This is a genomic window from uncultured Virgibacillus sp. (assembly GCF_947495635.1).
Classification (GTDB): domain Bacteria; phylum Bacillota; class Bacilli; order Bacillales; family Amphibacillaceae; genus Virgibacillus; species Virgibacillus salarius.
Genome location: NZ_CANMAB010000012.1, coordinates 40290 through 60383, shown reverse-complemented (window position 1 = coordinate 60383; position 20094 = coordinate 40290). Strand labels below are relative to the sequence as shown.

At 36.1% G+C, this 20094-nt stretch carries 19 protein-coding genes; 3 read left to right on the top strand and 16 right to left on the bottom strand.

All coding sequences use genetic code 11. The annotated features are described in order from the left end of the window. Positions 1-281 precede the first annotated feature (281 nt). Entirely contained in the window at positions 282-1520 is a 1239-nt protein-coding gene (gene nagZ / locus Q1A47_RS04740) for a beta-N-acetylhexosaminidase (protein ID WP_166530299.1), read from the top strand. 521 nt (positions 1521-2041) lie between these two features. Further along, entirely contained in the window at positions 2042-2584 is a 543-nt protein-coding gene (locus tag Q1A47_RS04735; RefSeq protein WP_026681983.1) for a site-specific integrase, read from the top strand. Positions 2585-2640: 56 nt separating this feature from the next. Here Q1A47_RS04735 and Q1A47_RS04730 read toward each other — a convergent pair whose 3' ends face one another. From Q1A47_RS04730 to cysK, 6 genes are all read right to left on the bottom strand, one after another. Continuing rightward, entirely contained in the window at positions 2641-3507 is an 867-nt protein-coding gene (locus Q1A47_RS04730; RefSeq protein WP_166530300.1) for a pentapeptide repeat-containing protein, read from the bottom strand. 92 nt (positions 3508-3599) lie between these two features. Then, positions 3600-3842: a phosphotransferase-like protein gene (locus Q1A47_RS04725; RefSeq protein ID WP_205389765.1), complete on the bottom strand. Its 243-nt coding sequence runs from the start codon at positions 3840-3842 to the stop codon at positions 3600-3602. A 51-nt stretch (positions 3843-3893) separates the two neighbouring features. Beyond that, complete coding sequence (locus Q1A47_RS04720; RefSeq protein WP_034679307.1) at positions 3894-4367, bottom strand: GNAT family N-acetyltransferase; 474 nt, start codon at positions 4365-4367, stop codon at positions 3894-3896. Between the two features lie 432 nt (positions 4368-4799). Continuing rightward, positions 4800-5765, bottom strand: coding sequence for a YafY family protein (locus Q1A47_RS04715; RefSeq protein WP_026681986.1), 966 nt, complete (start codon positions 5763-5765; stop codon positions 4800-4802). Positions 5766-5793: 28 nt separating this feature from the next. Further along, positions 5794-6456: a CPBP family intramembrane glutamic endopeptidase gene (locus tag Q1A47_RS04710; protein ID WP_121605131.1), complete on the bottom strand. Its 663-nt coding sequence runs from the start codon at positions 6454-6456 to the stop codon at positions 5794-5796. A gap of 151 nt (positions 6457-6607) precedes the next feature. Continuing rightward, the gene (gene cysK, locus Q1A47_RS04705; protein WP_026683183.1) at positions 6608-7525 is read right to left on the bottom strand and encodes a cysteine synthase A; all 918 of its coding nucleotides are present in this window, start codon (positions 7523-7525) and stop codon (positions 6608-6610) included. 488 nt (positions 7526-8013) lie between these two features. Here cysK and Q1A47_RS04700 point away from each other — a divergent pair, with 488 nt between their 5' ends. Further along, the gene (locus tag Q1A47_RS04700) at positions 8014-8430 is read left to right on the top strand and encodes a VOC family protein (protein ID WP_166530301.1); all 417 of its coding nucleotides are present in this window, start codon (positions 8014-8016) and stop codon (positions 8428-8430) included. A 108-nt stretch (positions 8431-8538) separates the two neighbouring features. Here Q1A47_RS04700 and fetB read toward each other — a convergent pair whose 3' ends face one another. The 10 genes from fetB to Q1A47_RS04650 form a co-directional block, all read right to left on the bottom strand. Then, a complete protein-coding gene (fetB, locus tag Q1A47_RS04695; RefSeq protein ID WP_026683181.1) occupies positions 8539-9333 on the bottom strand; it encodes an ABC transporter permease in 795 nt (264 codons plus the stop codon). Continuing rightward, positions 9330-9959 carry an ATP-binding cassette domain-containing protein gene (locus Q1A47_RS04690; RefSeq protein WP_299630927.1) on the bottom strand — a complete coding sequence of 210 codons (630 nt, stop codon included), beginning with the start codon at positions 9957-9959 and terminating at the stop codon, positions 9330-9332. Before Q1A47_RS04690 ends, fetB begins: the two co-directional genes overlap by 4 nt. A gap of 234 nt (positions 9960-10193) precedes the next feature. Further along, the gene (locus Q1A47_RS04685; RefSeq protein ID WP_166530302.1) at positions 10194-11057 is read right to left on the bottom strand and encodes a 5'-3' exonuclease H3TH domain-containing protein; all 864 of its coding nucleotides are present in this window, start codon (positions 11055-11057) and stop codon (positions 10194-10196) included. A 1-nt stretch (position 11058) separates the two neighbouring features. Further along, a complete protein-coding gene (locus Q1A47_RS04680) occupies positions 11059-14703 on the bottom strand; it encodes a dynamin family protein (protein ID WP_166530303.1) in 3645 nt (1214 codons plus the stop codon). A 70-nt stretch (positions 14704-14773) separates the two neighbouring features. Next, a complete protein-coding gene (locus tag Q1A47_RS04675) occupies positions 14774-15403 on the bottom strand; it encodes a CBS domain-containing protein (RefSeq protein WP_240455744.1) in 630 nt (209 codons plus the stop codon). Then, entirely contained in the window at positions 15375-15833 is a 459-nt protein-coding gene (locus Q1A47_RS04670) for a flavin reductase family protein (protein WP_026683177.1), read from the bottom strand. The genes Q1A47_RS04675 and Q1A47_RS04670 overlap by 29 nt, the downstream gene beginning before the upstream one ends. A gap of 297 nt (positions 15834-16130) precedes the next feature. Next, positions 16131-17660 (bottom strand): acyl-CoA carboxylase subunit beta, encoded by a 1530-nt coding sequence (locus tag Q1A47_RS04665; RefSeq protein ID WP_026683176.1) that lies wholly within the window; start codon positions 17658-17660, stop codon positions 16131-16133. Positions 17661-17677: 17 nt separating this feature from the next. Continuing rightward, positions 17678-18460 carry an enoyl-CoA hydratase gene (locus tag Q1A47_RS04660; RefSeq protein WP_034679972.1) on the bottom strand — a complete coding sequence of 261 codons (783 nt, stop codon included), beginning with the start codon at positions 18458-18460 and terminating at the stop codon, positions 17678-17680. A 47-nt stretch (positions 18461-18507) separates the two neighbouring features. Next, the gene (locus tag Q1A47_RS04655) at positions 18508-18717 is read right to left on the bottom strand and encodes an acetyl-CoA carboxylase biotin carboxyl carrier protein subunit (protein WP_034679970.1); all 210 of its coding nucleotides are present in this window, start codon (positions 18715-18717) and stop codon (positions 18508-18510) included. A 12-nt stretch (positions 18718-18729) separates the two neighbouring features. Then, positions 18730-20085: an acetyl/propionyl/methylcrotonyl-CoA carboxylase subunit alpha gene (locus tag Q1A47_RS04650; protein ID WP_166530304.1), complete on the bottom strand. Its 1356-nt coding sequence runs from the start codon at positions 20083-20085 to the stop codon at positions 18730-18732. Between the last annotated feature and the right edge of the window lie 9 nt (positions 20086-20094).

Below are 20094 nucleotides of genomic sequence, written 5' to 3'. Positions count from 1 at the left end.
CGAGGTCATCGTGATGACACTCTCTATCGTACCAAGAGGGCTTTTTTTATGCATCCGGACTCTGCTTCGATATCCCCTCAAATTTCTCCCTTACAGGAATGCTCCTAACATTTAACATGGTTGTTAGCTTCATTTTTATACATTTAGGGAAAAAGTAGTTAGAGATCGCTGTTAGCATATAGATTTCCTAAATAGCAGTGCGAAATGTACATAAACTAAAAGCATCTATTACTATTTTTGCTCGTTTAATCATAGCAATGATTAAAAGGAGGATGACACGGATGAAATCCAACTCTCTGTTGAAGGCGACTGGACTATGTTTGCTATTCGCATTGTTGCTGACCTCATATAATTGGAGCAAGGTTAAGGGCGTATCCCCTACTACTGTTTTCGAAAACAGTGGACATACCATTGATATAACCAAGAAGATAACCCCTCATTCACCCATTCAAGCAACTATTGACAAGATGTCTTTAAAAGAGAAGATCGGACAACTTGTAATGGTTGGCGTCGATAGTACCTCAATGGATAGGAGAATTAAGAAGTTAATTCAACAGCAACATGTTAGTGGCGCAATTTTATTTACGAAGAACCTTGAATCCGTTCAACAGGCTAAGCAACTAATTAATAACTTAAAAAAGAGTAATGCTAACAACCCTGCTTCTTTGTTTATCGGTATTGATGAAGAGGGCGGGCGTGTCTCGCGAATGCCAGAAGAGTTCCTATCAACACCTGCTAGTAGAGAGATTGGTGATTCTGCCGACTTGAATTGGGCTTATCATACTGGTCAAGTAATTGCTATGAAGGTTGACTCACTTGGCTTTAATATCAACTTTGCTCCTGTACTGGACATCGATAGTAATTCAAATAATCCTGTAATTGGCGATCGTTCCTTTGGATCAAGTCCGGCTAAAGTAAGTGATTTTGGAATTACTCAAATGAAAGGGATGCAGTCGGAACAAGTCATTTCTGTTGTCAAGCACTTTCCCGGACATGGTGATACAACTAGCGATTCACATATTCAGTTGCCAACGATTGATCATCCTAAATCTCGATTAATGCAGGTAGAGTTACTACCATTTCAACGAGCGATTACTAAAGGAGCAGATGCAGTTATGGTTGGTCATCTACTTGTAACAGCGTATGATAATGATTCCCCTGCTTCCATGTCAAAAACGATCATATCTGGTTTGTTACGAGAAGAGTTAGATTTTAATGGTGTAGTCGTTACAGATGATATGACTATGGGAGCGATTCAAGATAATTACGATATAGGCGAAGCTGCAGTGCAATCGATTAAAGCAGGTAGTGATCTAATTCTTGTTTGCCACGACTATGATAATGCTGAGTCAGTGATTAATGGAATTAAGTACGCAGTACAAGCGGATGAGATCACTGAAATGCGTATTGATCAAAGCGTAGAGCGGATATTGAAGCTTAAACAAAAATATCAATTAACAGATGCGTCAATTGAACATGTAGCTATTGATGAAATAAATCAAGCTATAAAAACATGGTAACGTAACTATTTAAACGATCTTACAAGGCTTACGTTTCTTTCAATCACGTAAAATTATGTAATGAAACAAAATACATATTTTGTTTCATTATGAAAATCAATGAAAGCTTGTTACAATAGTTAATGAACCTTTTATATAACCTATGTATAAAAATGTAATTATACATATCGAGTGGAAACGTTCTTCAAATATATGGTAATTATTTGAGGGATCTATCTAAAAAAAAGATATAAATAAAGGATTGCATGGAAGCGAATAAAGGGATTGGTCGCAAAGGTATATTTCGCTTCGTCTGAGAGTCCTTCAAATTACTTCTATTTAAGAGGAGGGGAATCACAATGGAGAAAATGAAGTTTGGAGATTATGTTTTTCTTGCAAAAGGGGAACATATCTATCTTCTTGAAAAGTATGGCGAATATGAACTAAACCGAAAGATCGAGGATTTAAACAAATCAAAGCTCAGAGATCCAAGACGAATCTCTGAAATTAAATCAGATTTCCATGCTTTAATTAGTAAAGGCATGCAAACGGTTCAACCAATTCGAGATCGATTAAAAATTGAAGCGATGAAGCAAGAGTTAAAGAAGAAATCATATCGTAATTATTTTTTGTTCGTCATGGGTATCAACACAGGGTTACGTATTAGCGATATTTTACCATTACGTGTTTATGATGTTCGCGGAAAAACACACATTGTTTTGAAAGAAACAAAAACTAGGAATCGTAAAAGATTCCTATTACCAGCAGAATTACGGGGAATTATAGCAGATTATATAACAGGTAAGCACGACGAGGAATATCTATTCCCTTCTCATAAAACGGACTTACCTATTAAGCGGATACAAGCTTATAAGATCTTAAGTAGTGCAGCTAACAATGTTGGTATCAAGGATTTTGGCACGCACAGTTTAAGGAAGACTTTTGGTTATTGGCATTATACAGTAAATAAAGATGTAGCCTTATTGCAAGATATCTTTAATCATTCATCACCTGACATCACGCTACGGTACATTGGGATAAACCAAGATATTGTTGATAAAAGCTTAGAGCATTTTAGTTTATAAGAAGTATGAATAACCGACTTGTTATGAAAATCGATCGTTAATCGGAATATGTTACCTTAACGATCGATCTCATATTCCCAATGACTTGGTCGATGGAGAAAAGAAGGGATTTTTGTACTTGCATCGCCATTTGCTGCATTTAGCTGAGGTTGAGTGATAAATAAGCTTTCACTTAAATTAGTACCTTGTATATTTGCATCTCTTAAGTCCGCACCTATCAAATCAGATCCTCTTAAATCTGCTTCACGGAGGTCGGCAGCAATAAATAAAGCACCTCGCAAGTTTTCACCTCTTAGATCTGCTTTATAAAAATTAGCCCTTATGAAATCAGCCCTTTGCTTATCCTTTTTTTGTGCTATTCCAAAGTTACGTTGCGCATTGGAACGAATAATTGCACTTGTCTGTTGTAGTAAATCATTAACCTTATCACGATGAGCTTGTATATCTATTGTTAATATTTCATTCGCCTCATAAAATGTAAGTTGTTCCGTTTCTGTAAACATAGTTATTAGATCACTTTTAAATGGTAATGAAGGTTCTATATCGATTGCTTGTGACAAATACCATAGCATTTCCTGAAGCTGTTGCATAATGGGGAATACGGTGAACATTTGCGAAGCTAATACTTCAGAAGAATTCCAATCAATTCCTGAGAAAGTATGTTGTGAAACCTTTTGTCCCGCCCCAAAGCATTCAAAAACAGAACATCCGCGGAACCCTTCGTTTCGTAAGGTCTTATGTATAGCGCAATTAAAATTTGAATGCAAATTGGAACAAGGTGTCCCTGCATTTTTATTCCGTGCAAAGTCTGCTGACTTTGCAAACGGTAATGCTACACAACATAGTCCAAAACAATTTTCACAATCCGATTTTAAATTGTTCTTTATTTTATCTTGATAGGTATTAACATTTATTTTTGACAAATCTTATTCATCTCCTGTTTCTACTCATCTGTTTTCGATAGCGGGAAAGCTGTAGTTGTTAGCTATTTTTGGTTAATAACTGCTTCTTACATTTATTCCAGCTTGACTATGTATTGCAATCGATAGGTGCATAGTGATATACATTTTTTAATCATTGGCTCAAGATCAGAACGTTCACCACCTGGACGCAAACCAATTCCAGGAAGAATTTTTTCTGGAGTCATGTTTATATATGTATCCATTCCGATATTTATCCATAATTCTGGTGATTTACGTTGCATAGCCTGAGCGATGCTTGTCTTCCCTGATCGAGGAGCACCGTTAAGGTTGACAATCTAACCTTTATGAAAGCTTGTCACATGTATACCGCCCTTCCTTTTAAAGGATTATATATCAACTCGTTTAGCCATATGGTGACCTGTCATATGATAGCCCATTTTCTTATAAAGAGAAATGGCGCGATGATTATGAGCAAAAACATGTAATCCGATTTGTTTAATGTTATACGAAATTGCATAAGCGTCTAGTGCCTCCATGGTAGCTTTACCTAGTCCTCTTCCTTGTTGATTATCATCCAAATGTATGTCATAAATAAAGGCTTGTTTCTCCTGCCCGTTTGTTCGAATATGAATCCATAAGATGCCGACATTTTGTTCATTATGCACGATAGAAAATAGTTTCTGATTATTTGTTTCTAAACCTGCTGGTAATAGATCTGTAAACTGATTTTCCGCTTTTTGTAAAGCATCTTCCTCTTTCCAATTTCCTGCTTGAACATGTTGATTGGCATATTCTTTCACTGAATTTTTATAGTAATGATCGAATGTTTCTTGATTCATTGGTGTTAACTGCACTTTCATGATGCTTGCCCCCTTTTCTTTATTTTGTTGTCCCGATGCGTTAATCCCCGGATAAGCAGTACACCTGTGACTATACGTAGAGCTACATTTTTAGCTTGAATGAAAAACATATAAGCTAAAAGGGAACGCTCGAACCAAGCCAATAAATAGGTTGTATAAAGACGAGTAGAGTTAATAAAATACTTGAAGGTAAATGATATGTATTTCTTTTTTTAATAATTTTCCAAAGTTAGTAACAATAGCAATACTATCATTCCAAAAGTGATATAAAGCGATAATGCAGGTTGTTAAAAAACACATATCTCTCCTCCACATTATTATTTCGTTATACTCTCTCTGTTCTCCTGCTAGATTTAGTTATTTTCAATCAGAGTAAGATTCCGTTTTTTTCTGATATGGAGCACGTGAAATAAATTGCGTTTATTGAACCGATTATTTGCTTTTGGAAAGGGAAATAATTGCTTTTGCTTGGTGAATAATTTGATCACTGAGATCTACTGGCTCCACTACTTTTATTTTATCTGCAAAACTCAAAATATAGCCAACCGCTTCATCCTTTGTATCAAATGTAAGCTTTACTCGTATCCAGCCTCCTTTTTTATTGCTTTTCGTTTCGATTTTCTTCATAAACCGATTGGTGAATGCTAGTCTAGGTAGAATGGATGGATCTACATCAACACAAACCTCATATGTAGGAAGTGTATCCATAAAAGCTTTTGTCGATGTTTCCCAATAGCTAGCGAGATGAAAGTCTTTTGGTCTACTAAATTGCACATCTAAGATTTCAGCAGAAGTTATTCGAGACACACGATAGTTACGAAACGCATCCTCATTTTTCAAGGCAACTAAGTACCATTTGCTCCCCTTTGCTACTAGTCCGAGCGGGTTGACTAGTTGATGACCAGAGGATCCATCCAGACGTTCATAACCTAATAATAATTGATTGCAATTCCATATCGCCTGTTTCAGCACATCAAAGTATGCATTTTTTTCTTGTCGGTTTCTCCACCCACTTGTATCAATATGAATACAATTCCAGATTTCTTCTGCATTTTTATGATAAATAGACGGAATGGAGGCAATAAGTTTACTTCTTGCATTTTTAGAAGTCTTTGATAATCCTAAATCCTCTAGTAGATGTGGGGATGTTGAAATAAATAAAGCGCGCATTTCTTCTTCTGTTAAACCTGTCAATGTAGTACGATAATTTTCCAATAACGACCATCCGCCATTTTGTCCTCGTTCAGCTACTACTGGTATACCTGAACTGCTAAGTGCCTCCATATCTCGATAGATGGTTCGCTCAGATACTTCAAGTCTTTCCGCCAATTCCTTTGCAGTAATCTGCCCATATGCTTGTAGTTGTATAAGAATGGATAATAGTCGATCGCCTCGCATCATAATCCCCTTTTTACTTCAATGTATATCAGAAAAATAAAGTCATTCCTATGATAATGATCATAATATCAGCACAAATGTGAATAATCCATGAAAACCATATGGTTTTATTTTTTTCATTTACTTTATGAAAAATGATCGCAATCAACCAAAGACCAATGAAGCATGCTGCAATTAAGAACTTGTTGAACCATAAAGCAATCATGGGAATGTGGTAGGATGCGAATAATAACGGGCTAATAATGTAACCGAGCTTTCGTGGAAGCTGAAAGAAAATAAACCCACGAAAAAAATATTCTTCTAATAATGAATTAATCAATGTAACGTAAATACCAACAAAAATAAACCCAGTTGCTGTGATACCTAATCGATTTGTTAAATCATGCTTTATTTCACGTATATCGAAGAATGGCTGTAGCATTAAATAAGCAAATAATACAATTCCTGCAGATAGTGTCCCTAATAAAAGTAAATGAAGCCAGTCCCGGCGACTTAGTTTCTTCATACTTAGAACGTCAGTAAAACGGAACCCTTGGAATAATTTACTATAGAGCCATATATTCAAGAAAAATAAGCTGATCTTACTAATTGTTTTTATAGTATAATTTATGGTTAAACCATGTTCGATAAAAGCGAGCGTTGCACATGTTACGAATGTACTGCTTATTAAAAAAATAATCTTCTTTGACACAAGTTTCCCCCATTAATGTATTTCGTGTTATTCTGGGATAAGTATTTATGTCAATAGATACGCAAGCAAAAATCCCAGTTCTCCTGATTTTATATTATCATATTAAAAACCAATCATCATAAACTGATGATTGGTTTTTATAAATATTTAATTAGTTAAAAAGGTTCATGCTCAAATATCGCTCACCTGAATCAGGTGCTATACAGACTACTTTCTTATTCTCTCCAAGCTTTTTAGCAACTTGGATTGCTGCATGTACGGCTGCAGCACCGGATAAACCAATAAATATTCCTTCTTGTTGAGCAATTTGCTTAAACATCGAAACGGCATCGTCATCGGCGATTTGTAAGATTTCATCATAGATATCTGTATTCAAGATATCTGGAATAAACCCAGGGCTTGTTCCGACTAATTTATGCTTACCTGGTTTCCCACCTGAAAGTACTGGTGAGCCTTTAGGTTCCACAACGGCAATGTGCAGATTAGAAATTTTTTCTTTTAATGCTTCCCCTGTTCCTGTTACCGTTCCCCCGGTTCCTGCTGTGCATACAAATGCATCTAATTCATCATTCATTTGTTCTAATACTTCGATTGCCGTAGTTGTTCGATGAATATCTGGATTAGCCTCGTTTTCAAATTGTTGAGGAATATAGCTCCCTGGATTTTCCTTTTGCAATTCTAATGCTTTTTTTATTGCACCAGGCATTTTTTCTTCACTTGGAGTCAAGACTACTTCTGCACCATAGGCACGTAAAATGTTTCTTCTTTCCTCGGTACTATTATCTGGCATTACAATGATCGCTTTATATCCTTTAGCGGCAGCATTCATAGCTAAACCAATTCCAGTGTTTCCGCTGGTTGGTTCAATTATTGTATCTCCTGGTTGAATCAATCCTTTTTCTTCGGCGATTTTTATCATATTATAGGCAGCACGATCCTTCACACTTCTACTTGGATTATATTGTTCCAATTTCACATACACATCTGCTGCACCTTTTGGTACGACCTTATTTAATTTCACCATAGGGGTATTACCTATAAGTTCACTAACGTTGTTAACGACTCGCATGTTATTAAAACCACCTTTGTATACATATACGTTTATTTGACGAAGTCTTTCTACTTCATTATGTGTAAGGCTAATAAAAGTTTTCTACAATAGGGTATTCCATTATATTATAATGGGATTGTAACCATTTTTCCAACTTTGCCTATCGGATAACCTGAATAAAAGATAACCTTATATCTTTTATATTTATTATGCACGTCGTTTATATTATTTTGAGTTATGGATAAAAGATCATGCCAATACATAAAGGTATGATCTTTGTAGCTTGGATATTTATCCTTGTTTATCTGTTTCTTATAAGGTGGTTACTCTCTACTATCTATTTATTATAATTGCGGATAACCTGTTAAATCGACTTCCCTTAAACGAAGCTGCATAATGAAAATAAGGTTCTAATTTCATTTCTTGTATTAATATAGCAAACGAAAAGAAATTAAAGCATCACTTTTATATTACAATGAAAGAATAAAAATAAAGGAGTTACTTATATGACAGTGAAACTTAGCCCTTATCTAAATATGGAAGGTAATGTAAAGGATGCAATACAGTTTTATGAGCAAGCAATCGATGCTAAGGTCTTGAGCATTATTACTTATGGAGATATGCCGGACATACCCAATACATTTACAGATGATCAAAAGGATCTGGTGGCACACGCAAATTTACAAGTAGGTGAGACGGAGCTTATGTTTTCAGATGTGCCTGATGGTTCCACTGTTGAAAAGGGCAAACAAGTAACAATTTGTATTACAACGAATGATGTGGCAAAATCAAAACGATTTTTTGAAAATCTACAGCAAGATGGTATAGTCAATATGCCTTTTGCAGCGCAACCTTTTAGCCCAGGCTTTGGTGATGTAACCGACAAATTTGGTGTGACCTTTCAAATTAATACTGAATTATAAACAAAAATAAAAGCTGGAGTTGTAAGCATAAATGCAGGCTCCGGCTTTTATTAATTTCTTTATTCAAAAATTGCTAAATGAAACTTGACTCATATAATGCTATATTATTTATTCATTAAATGGTTTTAGCTGTGCACGGTGATTAAAAAATGTCTTATAGGCTAAATGTAAAAAGATTACAACCGTAATAGAAACGGTACCCGCCACGCCCAGCATAATCGCAATCTGGTATTTTACTGCACTAACCGGAGATGCACCAGCAATAATTTGTCCAGTCATCATTCCAGGTAAAAAAACGATTCCCATACCTACCATCGAGTTAATGGTTGGAAGCATTGCTGAATCGAATGCTTGATTAATAATGGAATCTGAAGCATCCTTTGGTGTAGCTCCTAACATTAAAGCACCTTCTACCTTCTCTCTTTGCTCTTTAATTCCGATAAGTAACTGATTGACACCTAATGTTATTCCTGTCATTGCGTTACCGATAATCATCCCACCAATTGGAATAAAGAATTGTGGATCATACCAAGGATCTAATTGTAATACGACAAATAAGAAGTAAATTAAGCTAATTACGATACCTAAAAACATCGCTAATCCTATTGTTTTCTTTATAGAAAGGCTAATGGTTACACTCGCACGTTTGTATACATTATATATAGCAAATCCAAGCATGAATAAGACAATAATCAATGTTATGATCGGATGAGGCTGTTCAAAAACAACCATTAGTAAATATCCAACTAAAATTAATTGTACTGTCATGCGTAATGTTGAGATAATAATTATCTTCTCTCGAGGAATTCGTTTAACTCGCACAATAACCCATAATATAACAATAAATACATAGGCAAATAATAACTGCCACAGTGTTAAATCCATTGCACTGGACTCATTCATTTGGACACACCTCCTGCAACGACAGACTTACTAAATCGATTCATATCAATCATTGTATCCGCTAGCTCTTGAGCAAGTGCTAAATCATGGGTTATCATGATTAAGGTTTTATTTGTGGCTTTAATGAAGTCAACAAAAGCGTGTATGACCTTGGAGGCTGTTGTGTGATCCAGCGCTGATGATGGCTCGTCCAATAAAAAAACTTCAGCATCTAATAGCATTGCTCGCGCTAAAGCAAGTCGCTGTTTTTCTCCCCCCGATAATTCACCTGCTTGTGCTGCCAATGTTTTATGTAAATCCAGCTGATGTAAGCACCTGTCTAATTCTTCATCAGTAGAAACACGTTGCCCGGATAACTTTTGACCGATTTGTAAATTATCTCGAACTGTTCCATCAAAGATAACAGGCGTTTGCGGTACCATTGTAATATATCGACGTAATTGTACGGGATCCATTTCTGAAAGGTTCTTCCCTTTAAAGTAAATATTACCTTCGTTTGGAGAAATTAAATGATTTACTAATCGAAGAAACGTTGATTTTCCACTACCACTTTTTCCTATAATACAGGTTACTTTATTTGCTTCAATGCTTAAATGATCTATTTCGATAATTCCATTTACTTTCACGTTTTCTATATGAAACAAGAGATGATTCCATCCTTTCCTTATATTACTCTTAGTATTTCAAATATAATCCGAATTATTTCTTTACATAAACGCTATTATAACTAAAATGGAATAAAAATAACTCACGTATTCGTGAGTTATCCTTAAGTAAACGTAACTGTAATAGTGCTTTAATGAAAAAGTTACTAGCCAGATTTCACATAAATACCGAAATGTCAATGATGCCAACGTGTCTTACACTAACTTTTCCAGATTTTTAAATTCTAATGACTGAAATTTAGTTGTAATTTTCTTTTTATCGTAATTCCATAAAGCGTCATCAAGTCCACAGCTAATCGGTACATCGCATTTGATTTCAGCAAGCTTCCTTGACAGATGGAGCATGTCCAGGTTTGCATTAATCTTCGTTTGTACCCCCTTTGGAAGCTTATCCATATTTGCTAATATATCATTGATTGAACCATGTTCTTGAATTAATTTTAATGCCGTTTTTTCACCAATCCCTTTAACTCCAGGGTAATTATCAGAAGTATCCCCCATCAATCCTTTTAGATCAATTATTTGCTTAGGTGAAATGCCTTTTTTAGCTATGAAATTACCATGATCAAAGATCTCGTAATTTCCTTGTCCTTTTTTCATGATAGCAACACGGATACCATGATCTACCAGCTGTAGAATATCTTGGTCTCCTGTCAAAATGGTTACCTCATCCTCTATGGCATATGCGCGTGCTAGCGTACCAATACAATCATCAGCCTCAAAATTCTCCATTCCTATATTAGGCATATCGAAACTATCTACAACTTCCTTTACTAAATCAAATTGTGGAATCAGTTCTACGGGTGGTTCATCACGATTCGCTTTATAGCCTTCATACATTTCTGTGCGAAACGTTTTACTTCCCATATCCCAGCAGCAAATGACATGAGTTGGTTCAAAGGTATTAACTGCATCTAGGAAATAGCGTAAAAATTGATATACTCCATTTGTCGGAATTCCTTTACTCGTTTTCATATAGTTTCCTCTAAATGCTGTGGCAAAGAAGCCGCGAAATAATAGGGCCATACCATCAACAAGTAGAATCTTTTGTTTTACCATGTCATCCTTCCCTCGTTTCAAAAAGCTCTAGTATTGATGCTAGTTTTTGTTTCGTATTCTTAAGCTCCGCTAGTGATATGTTAGAAGTCATCATTTCTAGCGAACTATTCATATAATTATCCCACTGAAGGAAAAGCTGTTTTTTCATCAAATCAATAATCTCAGCCCATTGCTCAGAATAGGATGAAACCATAACTTGTTTACTTGCTTCAAGATATTGTTTTATAAACGGTTTAAAGACACGATAAATCTCATCTTTCATCAATTCTTTTTCATTTTTCTCGAAGAAGGACTTCGTATTTTTAAATGTCGCCAATGCACGCTCGAATTCTTGCACATCGATATCTGAAAACGCCTCTAAATAGGTTGGTGTAACTAGTTCCTTTATTTCTATATTCGGAAGAATAAAGCTGTCATCGATCCCTTTACCCGTTTTACGAATTGTTGCAAAAACTTCCTTCGCTAATTTTTCGACAAGTGATTCGATTCGTAATGAAACTGCTTGTAATTCACGAATAAGTTCCTGCCCACAATAGGTTATTAGATTTTGTAGGCTGTCCCATAATTGCATTTTAGCATACTTGCCTGTTTCTGTAATCGTTGTCGGATTAAACATTTCTTTAAACATGTCGTGAAATCGAATTCCGATACGTTCGAGCACATAATAGAGCTGTTTTTCTATTTTTTGATTGATTTTATTGGTATCTGGGTTTATATTTATATGTTTCATTTCATGCTGTAATCGGTCTTTCTTTGCAAGCATAGACTGTTTCCATGCTGCCTTTTCACTTTGGTCCAGCTTCTGTGATTCTATATAGTGATTTAATTGCTGGTATGCTCGCTTCATATCCCATAGTGCTGATGCTACTGTTAAATGTGTCAAGTCATCATGAATAAAATGATAGAAAGCCGCTTCAAAATGATTCATTTTCTCATTTAGTTGGATATGCGCTTGCTTTTCTTGAAGTGATTGACGACTAGATGCTGGATATAGTCTAGGGAATCGTATTCCGAGCTTAAGTAATTGCTCTTTAACGTAAGAACAAACGACTTGGAGCTCTTGTTCATCCTTTGCTAGATCAGCTGCATTTACAATAAAAAACATTTTGTCAAGCTGAAATACCTCTTTTACTCTGCCGAGCTGCATCAGAAAATCCTTATCGGCACGGTTTAAAGCATGGTTATAATAGGTAACATAAAGAATCGCATCTGCATGCTTAATATAATCAAATGCTACATTAGTATGACGTGCATTGACAGAATCAGCACCAGGAGTATCCACTAGACTAATGCCCTGTCTCGTTAGTTCACAATCATAATAAAGATCAATGGATTCTAGATAACATGCCTTCGATTCATCGGTCACGTAAATCGGAAATTCGTCTATAGATAAAGTAAGCTTTTCTCCAATCGTTGATTGTATGTCGTTAAAGCCTGTTAGCATTGCCTTTAAATAGGATTGATACGTATTGCTTAAAAGTTCGTTATTAAACAGTTCTTCTGCTCTTATCCACTCAAGAAGTTCTTCCAGCTTGGTAGCTTTAGGTGAAAACTTTTTCGTGATAGAATGGATATCTTTAATTAATGACGCTTCATCCTTCACCTTCACTAATACTGTACCATGCTTATACGTATCCGTCACTGGATTAATTCGATTTACTGTTGCAGTTGTAGGATTTGGAGATACGGGTAGTACTTGTTCACCTATCAGGGCATTTGCAAAGGAAGATTTACCAGCACTAAATGCTCCAAATAAAGCAATTGTATAAGATCTATGTTGTAAACGCTGCTTTTTTTGCTGCAAGTCATTAACTAGGGAATCAAAGCCTGGTAATCCTTGAATTGCTGCCGATGATTGGGATAATGCCTGAATCATTGTATCCATAGAATCCATGGATTTATTCATTCCAGTATTTTCATTATCTGCCTTTTCTTCTTCTCTCTCAGGTTTTTGTTCACAAATTTCCAATAACGGCTTTTTCCCTCGCTTTATTCGTTGCTCTTTCATCAGAAGCCTATCTTCAATCTCTTTAACAGCACATTCCGATTTATGATCTGCTTTCAATAAATGATGTACTGCCATTTTTTTCTTTTCAAGATCTTCTTCGATTATTACATAGTTTGCCACTATGCTTTGGGTTTCTTTCAGTTCATTTAGTTGCTTATTACAAGCATTAATTGTCTCCGTATTATGCTGATGGAGATGTGTCTCCATTGTATTCCATAATTGATTTGCTTGTTGCTTGTATTTTCGCTTTATTTCTCCTGAAAGATCATTGGTATAATTAATTACATAATCTCCGTTTATTGTAGCTCCTTGTTTAATAAGATTAACGAGATCCTTATAAGTTAGAGAAATGGAGAAATGTTGCAATTGTTCCTGTAAATCCGTATCTTCGATCTGGTAACGCTGTAATAACTCGCTCCACTTGTCACGTAATTTCCACTGCAATGACGCACTTTCGACTTTTTCTAAATTGGACAGAAAATCTGTTGCTCGCTGTTGTCGTGCTTCTTCGGTTTTTTTCTTTGAGCCAATAAGGCCAATTTTAAAATGGCTTTGTTGTGATTCCAAAAATAATTTAGCAGAATCACGTAGATTCGCTGGCATGAGATATGCATTCTTCAGTGTTTGATGTAATTCATCAAAAAAATCACGTTTTACATGTTTAATATTTTGTTGGAGATTCGTAATTTTCTGCTCTATCTGTTTTATTTTTTTAACTTCTTGTTGATGCTCAGGCGGCACGCGGTACGGTGCTAGTTTTTCTTCATATTGCAATTCAAGAAACGTCTCATGTTCTTTGACGAGTACGTGAGCAGCATGATTATGCTGCAGTAATTCACCTTTCTTTATAGTCAATAAAGAATGGAGTGTATGCTTTATATCCTCAAACTGATTATTTTGTGCAGTTGATTCTACGAGAGAGGAATAGAATATAGCGATTGGTTGAATGTCCCATAAATCAAACGTTTGTTTAATGCTTGTTTCAAATGACTGAAATGATAATTCGTTTTCATCATGTTTATCTATCTGATTAATGATGACATAGAACGGTATAGATTTCTCATGTAATCCTGCTAAAAATTGAAGATTCACTTCAGATTGTACATGGTTATAATCCATCACATAAAATAGGACATCAATTAAATGAAGCGATGATTCTGTCATTAGTCTATCTGCATCATCTGCCGCGTCGATACCTGGCGTGTCAATTAAGGCGGTTCCGTTCGGCAAAAGCTGCTCAGATGTACTTATTTCAATTTTTTTAATCTTATCTTTATCCATGGAATATTGCTTGATTAATTCCATGTCAAAGGGCTCTTGATACTCCTCTGGTGCATCATGATGAAAATGTAGCCGTACTGTCCCATTACCGGATTCTATTTTTACAATATTTGCACTTGTTGGTATGGGGCTTTTGGGTAAAATATCCTGTTTTAATAACGCATTTATCATCGATGATTTTCCAGCAGAAAAGTGACCAGCAAAGCAGATCATTAATTCTTGTTTTTTGAATTTATCGTAGAGCTCTAAAATTTTCTCGGCATGGTGTACATCTTTATGTTCAATCATTTTTTGATATATAGCTGCTAGCTGATACAAACTACGTTGTGTCGCATCTATTGTCTTCAAACTACTCATTTCCTTTCACGCTTCCCTTATCCATATACTAGCGTCTATTATACGAGATAAGCATCTATATTTCTACTTCCTATAAGGAATTATCCTTTGTTTTCTCAACTAATCGTGACGCTATATATCGTATGACATCTCCCCGGCTAATGACTCCTATGACAATCTGTTCGTCTGTTACAACGGGAATTTTCTTAAATGCATGCGCAGAAAATATTTTAACAGCTTCTTCCAAGTCTGATTCAGGTTGTACCGTAATAATTTGTTTTTTACGCATAAGTTCGGTAACAGGTTTTGATAATGCAGCATCAATATTTTGCTGGAGGTTTTGAATCTTGTCAATCATTACGTGGGCATATAAATCATATACTGTCCTCCCTCTTGGCTGCAGATATCGTATGACATCCCCGTCAGTAATCATACCTAAAAGCTTGCCAGCTGTATCTATTACAGGTGCACCACCTATTTTATTAACAGTCAATAGCTGTAATAATTCTTTCATAGTGGTATCTGGTGTAACATAGATCACATCTTTTATCATAAAGTCTTTTACCTGCATCGTAAGTACCTCCATTAAGTCGATAATCTCTTTACTGTTATTAACTTTTACAGAATAATTATACTTATTAAAAATAGCTACCCACTGTCGAGTCAGTAAGTAACTATTTTTAATAAGTATGTTAATATAGCTGGCGATAGTTACCACCATAAAAAATGACCGGTTCCCCCTCATTAGACTTTATTTCTGTTACCTCAGCTATAAAGATTAAGTGATCTCCAGCCTTAGCCGTTTCCTTTACATGACAAGCCATCGTTGCTAATGACCCTTCTATGACTGGAACATCTCCCTGCTGTATAAATGGTACTTCTCTGTCTTTTGCTTTTTGTCTGGCAAATATTTTTGATAAATCCTTTTGCTCATCAGTTAAAATACTAATTCCAAATTGCATCGTTTCCTGAAGCTTTTTATACATACTAGCTTTTTCATCAATCGAAACAGCTATTAATTTAGGATCTAAAGATACAGACATAAAAGCATTTACTGTCATGCCTACTATTTCTTCATGATAATTGGTGGATATAATTGTTATACCTGTTGCAAATTGCCCCATTACATCTCGAAAAAGTCGCTCATCCACTATACGTCCTCCCCCTTTTCTCGATTTCAGTTCCTTTTAGAATATCATCTAAACGGATAAAATTGAAAAAAGACGCTTTAAGTTTACATAATAATATTATCATAAACTCATTTCCATGATTATGTTAGTATATGCTTGAGGTAAGTCATTTGACACAGATATTCGAAAACTAAGATTAGAAGTTTTGTTGGTTAACAAAAGCATGCTTGTTTCTCATGTTCCAAGAGATATAGCGAAAACATTCAAGCAATCTATAAAAATGACAGAGAGCATCAGTCTCTCTGTCTTGATAATCTATTATACTGGGTATACACCGTGTTTTCTCTCGGTAAACGTAACGTTCTTCGAATCATAGATAGAATAACGTTTAATCAATTCTTCTCTTAATTGCTCTGGTTCAATAACCGCATCAATTACCATCTCTGAAGCAAGTCGATATATATCAATATTTTCCTTATATTCTTCTTGTTTTTCTTTGATAAATTGAGGTCGTTCCGCTTCTGGTAGCTCTTGGATTTTATTTGCATAAACCGCATTAACTGCTGCTTCTGGACCCATAACAGCTATTTGCGCGGTAGGTAGTGCTAAACAACAGTCTGGTTCAAATCCAGGCCCAGCCATTGCATATAAACCCGCTCCATATGCTTTTCGAACAATAACGGAGATTTTCGGGACGGTTGCTTCACTCATTGCTGCGAGCATCTTTGCTCCATGTCGTATAATTCCTGCTCGTTCTACTTTTGTTCCAATCATAAATCCAGGTACATCAACTAAGAATAATAATGGTATATTAAAAGCATCACAAAGCTGCATAAACTTAGCCGCCTTGTCCGCAGAATCAGGAAAGAGCACGCCACCTTTCATTCGTGGCTGATTCGCGATAATGCCAATCGATTTTCCTTGCATTCTAGCAAGACCAGTAATTATTTCTGGAGCAAACTTTTTCTTGATTTCACAGAAGCTATCCTCATCAATAATGTGCGTTATTAAATCATGCATATTGAAAGGAGCATTCTGATTTTCTGGAATCAAATCTGTAATACGCTTCTCTAACTTTTTGCTGTCTTTGGGAGTTTTGACATTTGGCTTTTTTCTAAAATTAGCAGGAAAATAATTCAAGTATTTTTGTGTGTATTCGATTGCCTCTTGCTCGCTTTTAACTAATACATCACCAACGCCAGAAACAGAGCAATGCATGTTTGCTCCACCCATTTCTTCAAGGGTTACCTTTTCTCCAATGACTTTTTCTGCCATTCGTGGCGACCCTAGGTACATGGAAGCATTCCCATCAACCATAATGACAATATCACAGAATGCGGGGATATACGCTCCTCCTGCAGCAGATGGTCCAAATAATAAACAGACCTGTGGTACACGGCCAGATAACTTTATTTGATTATGAAAAATCCTTCCAGCTCCTCTTCTGCCTGGAAACATTTCTACTTGATCTGTTATTCTCGCACCAGCAGAGTCAACTAGATAAATCATCGGAACCTCTAATTTTTCTGCCGTTTCTTGAATACGTAGTATTTTCTCAACCGTTCGCTTCCCCCATGAACCAGCTTTAACTGTAGAATCATTTGCCATCACACATACCGATTGACCATTAATCTTACCGATACCAGTAACAACGCCATCTGAAGGAAGTGATCCATCCATACAATTGGCGAAAAAAGCATCCTCGATGTCTATATCTTGATCAAATAATCGCTTTAGTCTTTCCCTAACAAACAATTTGCCATGTTGTTCATTTTTTTGATGATATTTTGCTTGACCACCTTTTTCAATTTTATTAACTCTTTCTTGAAACTCTTCCAAATACGACATTTTGTAGCCTCCTGGTTTTAGTTTCCTTTGTAATTTGGAGTTCGTTTTTCACGAAATGCTTGTAAACCTTCTAATCTATCATGCGTGGGTATGGTTTGCTGATAAGCAAGGTTTTCCAGCATTAATCCTGTTGTAATATCCGTTTGTACACCCTTATTGATCGCTGTTTTGGCTTGTTTTAGAGCAATTGGTCCGTTTTTAGAGATGGCCCTTGCCAGTTGAAGTGCAGAATTCATAAGTTCGCTTGATTTTACTACCTCTTCAACTAGTCCTATTGCTAATGCTTCGTTCGCGTTTATACGCTGAGCACTGTAGATTAATCGTTTTGCTTGTCCGATACCAATTAATCGAGGCAGTCGCTGTGTTCCGCCTGCCCCCGGGATAATCGCCAACGATGTTTCTGTGAGTCCCATATTTACATGGTTAGCGGCAATTCGAATATCCGATGCTAATGCCAGTTCTAAACCACCACCAAAGGCAACGCCATTAATCGCGGAAATAACAGGCATGGACATATTCTCAACCATTGTGACTGTTTTTCCTATATATTCCACAGCATGAATGACTTCCTGATTAGACATTCCTGATCTTTCCTTCAGATCTGCACCTGCACAGAAGGCTTTTTGACCAGCTCCGGTAATTACTGTACAAGTGACTGTTGGATCTTGTTCTATGGTATGGACGGTGGCTTGCAGTTCTTGCAATAACTTTTTCGACATTGCATTCGCTGCTTCTGGTCGATTTAGAGTCACCATAGCTACTCCGTTATTGATGTCTAAGTTGACTAGACTAGTACTCACTGCTATCCCCCCCTACGAATAATTTTTCAGATGCTATCACGGAATTATTATTCGATGATAGCAATAATATCCCCTTCATTAACAAAATCTCCTTCGGCTACTTTCATTTCCTTTATCGTGCCTGAAGACTCTGCAATAATAGGTATTTCCATTTTCATAGATTCTAGGATTACAACATCCTGTCCTTCTTCAACCGCTTCTCCGTGTGTCGCTGTAATTTTCCATACACTACCTGCCATTGATGCTTTTAATTCCATTATTTATTCCTCCTATTTTTTATTCAATTGAGTTAAATAGTTTGTTTCTACAAAATTTGTTGTTGTATTTCCTGATCTAAATGCTTGATGTTTCATTATTGAAAGAAGCATGGGGAGATTTGTTTTAATCCCTTCAATCTTATATTCTTGAAGAGCTGTTTGAAGTAATGAAATTGCTTCGTTTCTCGTTTGACCATGTACAATTAATTTTCCAATCATCGGGTCGTAAAATGGTGTGACATCATAATTGTTACAAACCGTGATTTCATTTCTTATTTTTTCTCCTTCTGGAGGTTCAAACCTATGAATATGCCCCGGTGAAGGGAAGAAAGTAATTGGATCTTCTGCATAGATGCGTGCCTCAATTGCATGCCCGTTTAAGTGGAGATCAGCTTGTTTTATATCTAACGCTTCTCCATTAGCAATTTGAATCTGTTTCTCTACAATATCAATACCGGTTATTTCTTCTGTTATTGGGTGTTCTACTTGAATACGTGTGTTCATTTCTAAAAAGTAGAAGTTTTCTTGTTCATCTACTAAAAATTCAATGGTCCCAGCATTTGTATAACCTAATGTCTTAACCGCTTGAATGGCTTTATCTCCCATGTTTTTTCTTGTCTTTTCGGAAATAAACGGGGAAGGGGCTTCTTCAATAACCTTTTGATTTCTTCGTTGAATTGAACATTCTCGCTCAAACAGATGAACAGCATTACCATAATGATCTGCCAGTACTTGAATTTCAATGTGTCTAGCATTTTCTACCTTTTTTTCTATAAACATAGAGCCATCCCCAAAAAAATTCAGAGCACGTTTAGAATTGTTTTCAAAGGCCTTTGAAAGCTCTTCCTTCGAGTGAACCATCTGCATCCCGATACCACCACCACCAGCGGATGCTTTCAGCATGATTGGATAACCGATAGCTTCTGCAATGGATGCTGCTTCTTCCGCAGATGTTACCGCTCCTTCGGTGCCCGGTACTACAGGTACACCAGCTTGCTGCATCATGGTTCTTGCTGCTATTTTACTACCCATTTGACGAATAACCTTGCTCTTTGGGCCAATAAAGATGATATCCTCCGATTCGCATTTTTCAGCAAATATATCACTTTCACTCAAGAAACCGTAACCAGGGTGAATGGCATCTGCTTTGCATTCTTTTGCAACTGAAATAATTTTTTCGATATTTAAATAGCTCTCGTTAACTCTAGGTGGTCCTATTAAGTAGCTCTCATCAGCCATTTGTACATAAGGAGCATCTTTATCTGCTTCTGAATAGATACTAACAGCTTGTATATTTAGCTGTTTGCAAGTTCGGATTACTCTTGCCGCAATTTCCCCACGATTAGCAATAACTATTTTGTTTATCATACGGTTCCC

Coding starts and splice junctions, on each gene's coding strand:
- nagZ (WP_166530299.1), top strand. CDS start 282: ATGAAATCCAACTCTCTGTTGAAGGCGACTGGACTATGTTTGCTATTC.
- Q1A47_RS04735 (WP_026681983.1), top strand. CDS start 2,042: ATGCAAACGGTTCAACCAATTCGAGATCGATTAAAAATTGAAGCGATG.
- Q1A47_RS04720 (WP_034679307.1), bottom strand. CDS start 4,367: ATGAAAGTGCAGTTAACACCAATGAATCAAGAAACATTCGATCATTAC.
- Q1A47_RS04715 (WP_026681986.1), bottom strand. CDS start 5,765: ATGCGAGGCGATCGACTATTATCCATTCTTATACAACTACAAGCATAT.
- cysK (WP_026683183.1), bottom strand. CDS start 7,525: ATGCGAGTCGTTAACAACGTTAGTGAACTTATAGGTAATACCCCTATG.
- Q1A47_RS04700 (WP_166530301.1), top strand. CDS start 8,014: ATGACAGTGAAACTTAGCCCTTATCTAAATATGGAAGGTAATGTAAAG.
- fetB (WP_026683181.1), bottom strand. CDS start 9,333: ATGAATGAGTCCAGTGCAATGGATTTAACACTGTGGCAGTTATTATTT.
- Q1A47_RS04685 (WP_166530302.1), bottom strand. CDS start 11,057: ATGGTAAAACAAAAGATTCTACTTGTTGATGGTATGGCCCTATTATTT.
- Q1A47_RS04680 (WP_166530303.1), bottom strand. CDS start 14,703: ATGAGTAGTTTGAAGACAATAGATGCGACACAACGTAGTTTGTATCAG.
- Q1A47_RS04675 (WP_240455744.1), bottom strand. CDS start 15,403: ATGGTGGTAACTATCGCCAGCTATATTAACATACTTATTAAAAATAGT.
- Q1A47_RS04665 (WP_026683176.1), bottom strand. CDS start 17,660: ATGTCGTATTTGGAAGAGTTTCAAGAAAGAGTTAATAAAATTGAAAAA.
- Q1A47_RS04655 (WP_034679970.1), bottom strand. CDS start 18,717: ATGGAATTAAAAGCATCAATGGCAGGTAGTGTATGGAAAATTACAGCG.
- Q1A47_RS04650 (WP_166530304.1), bottom strand. CDS start 20,085: ATGATAAACAAAATAGTTATTGCTAATCGTGGGGAAATTGCGGCAAGA.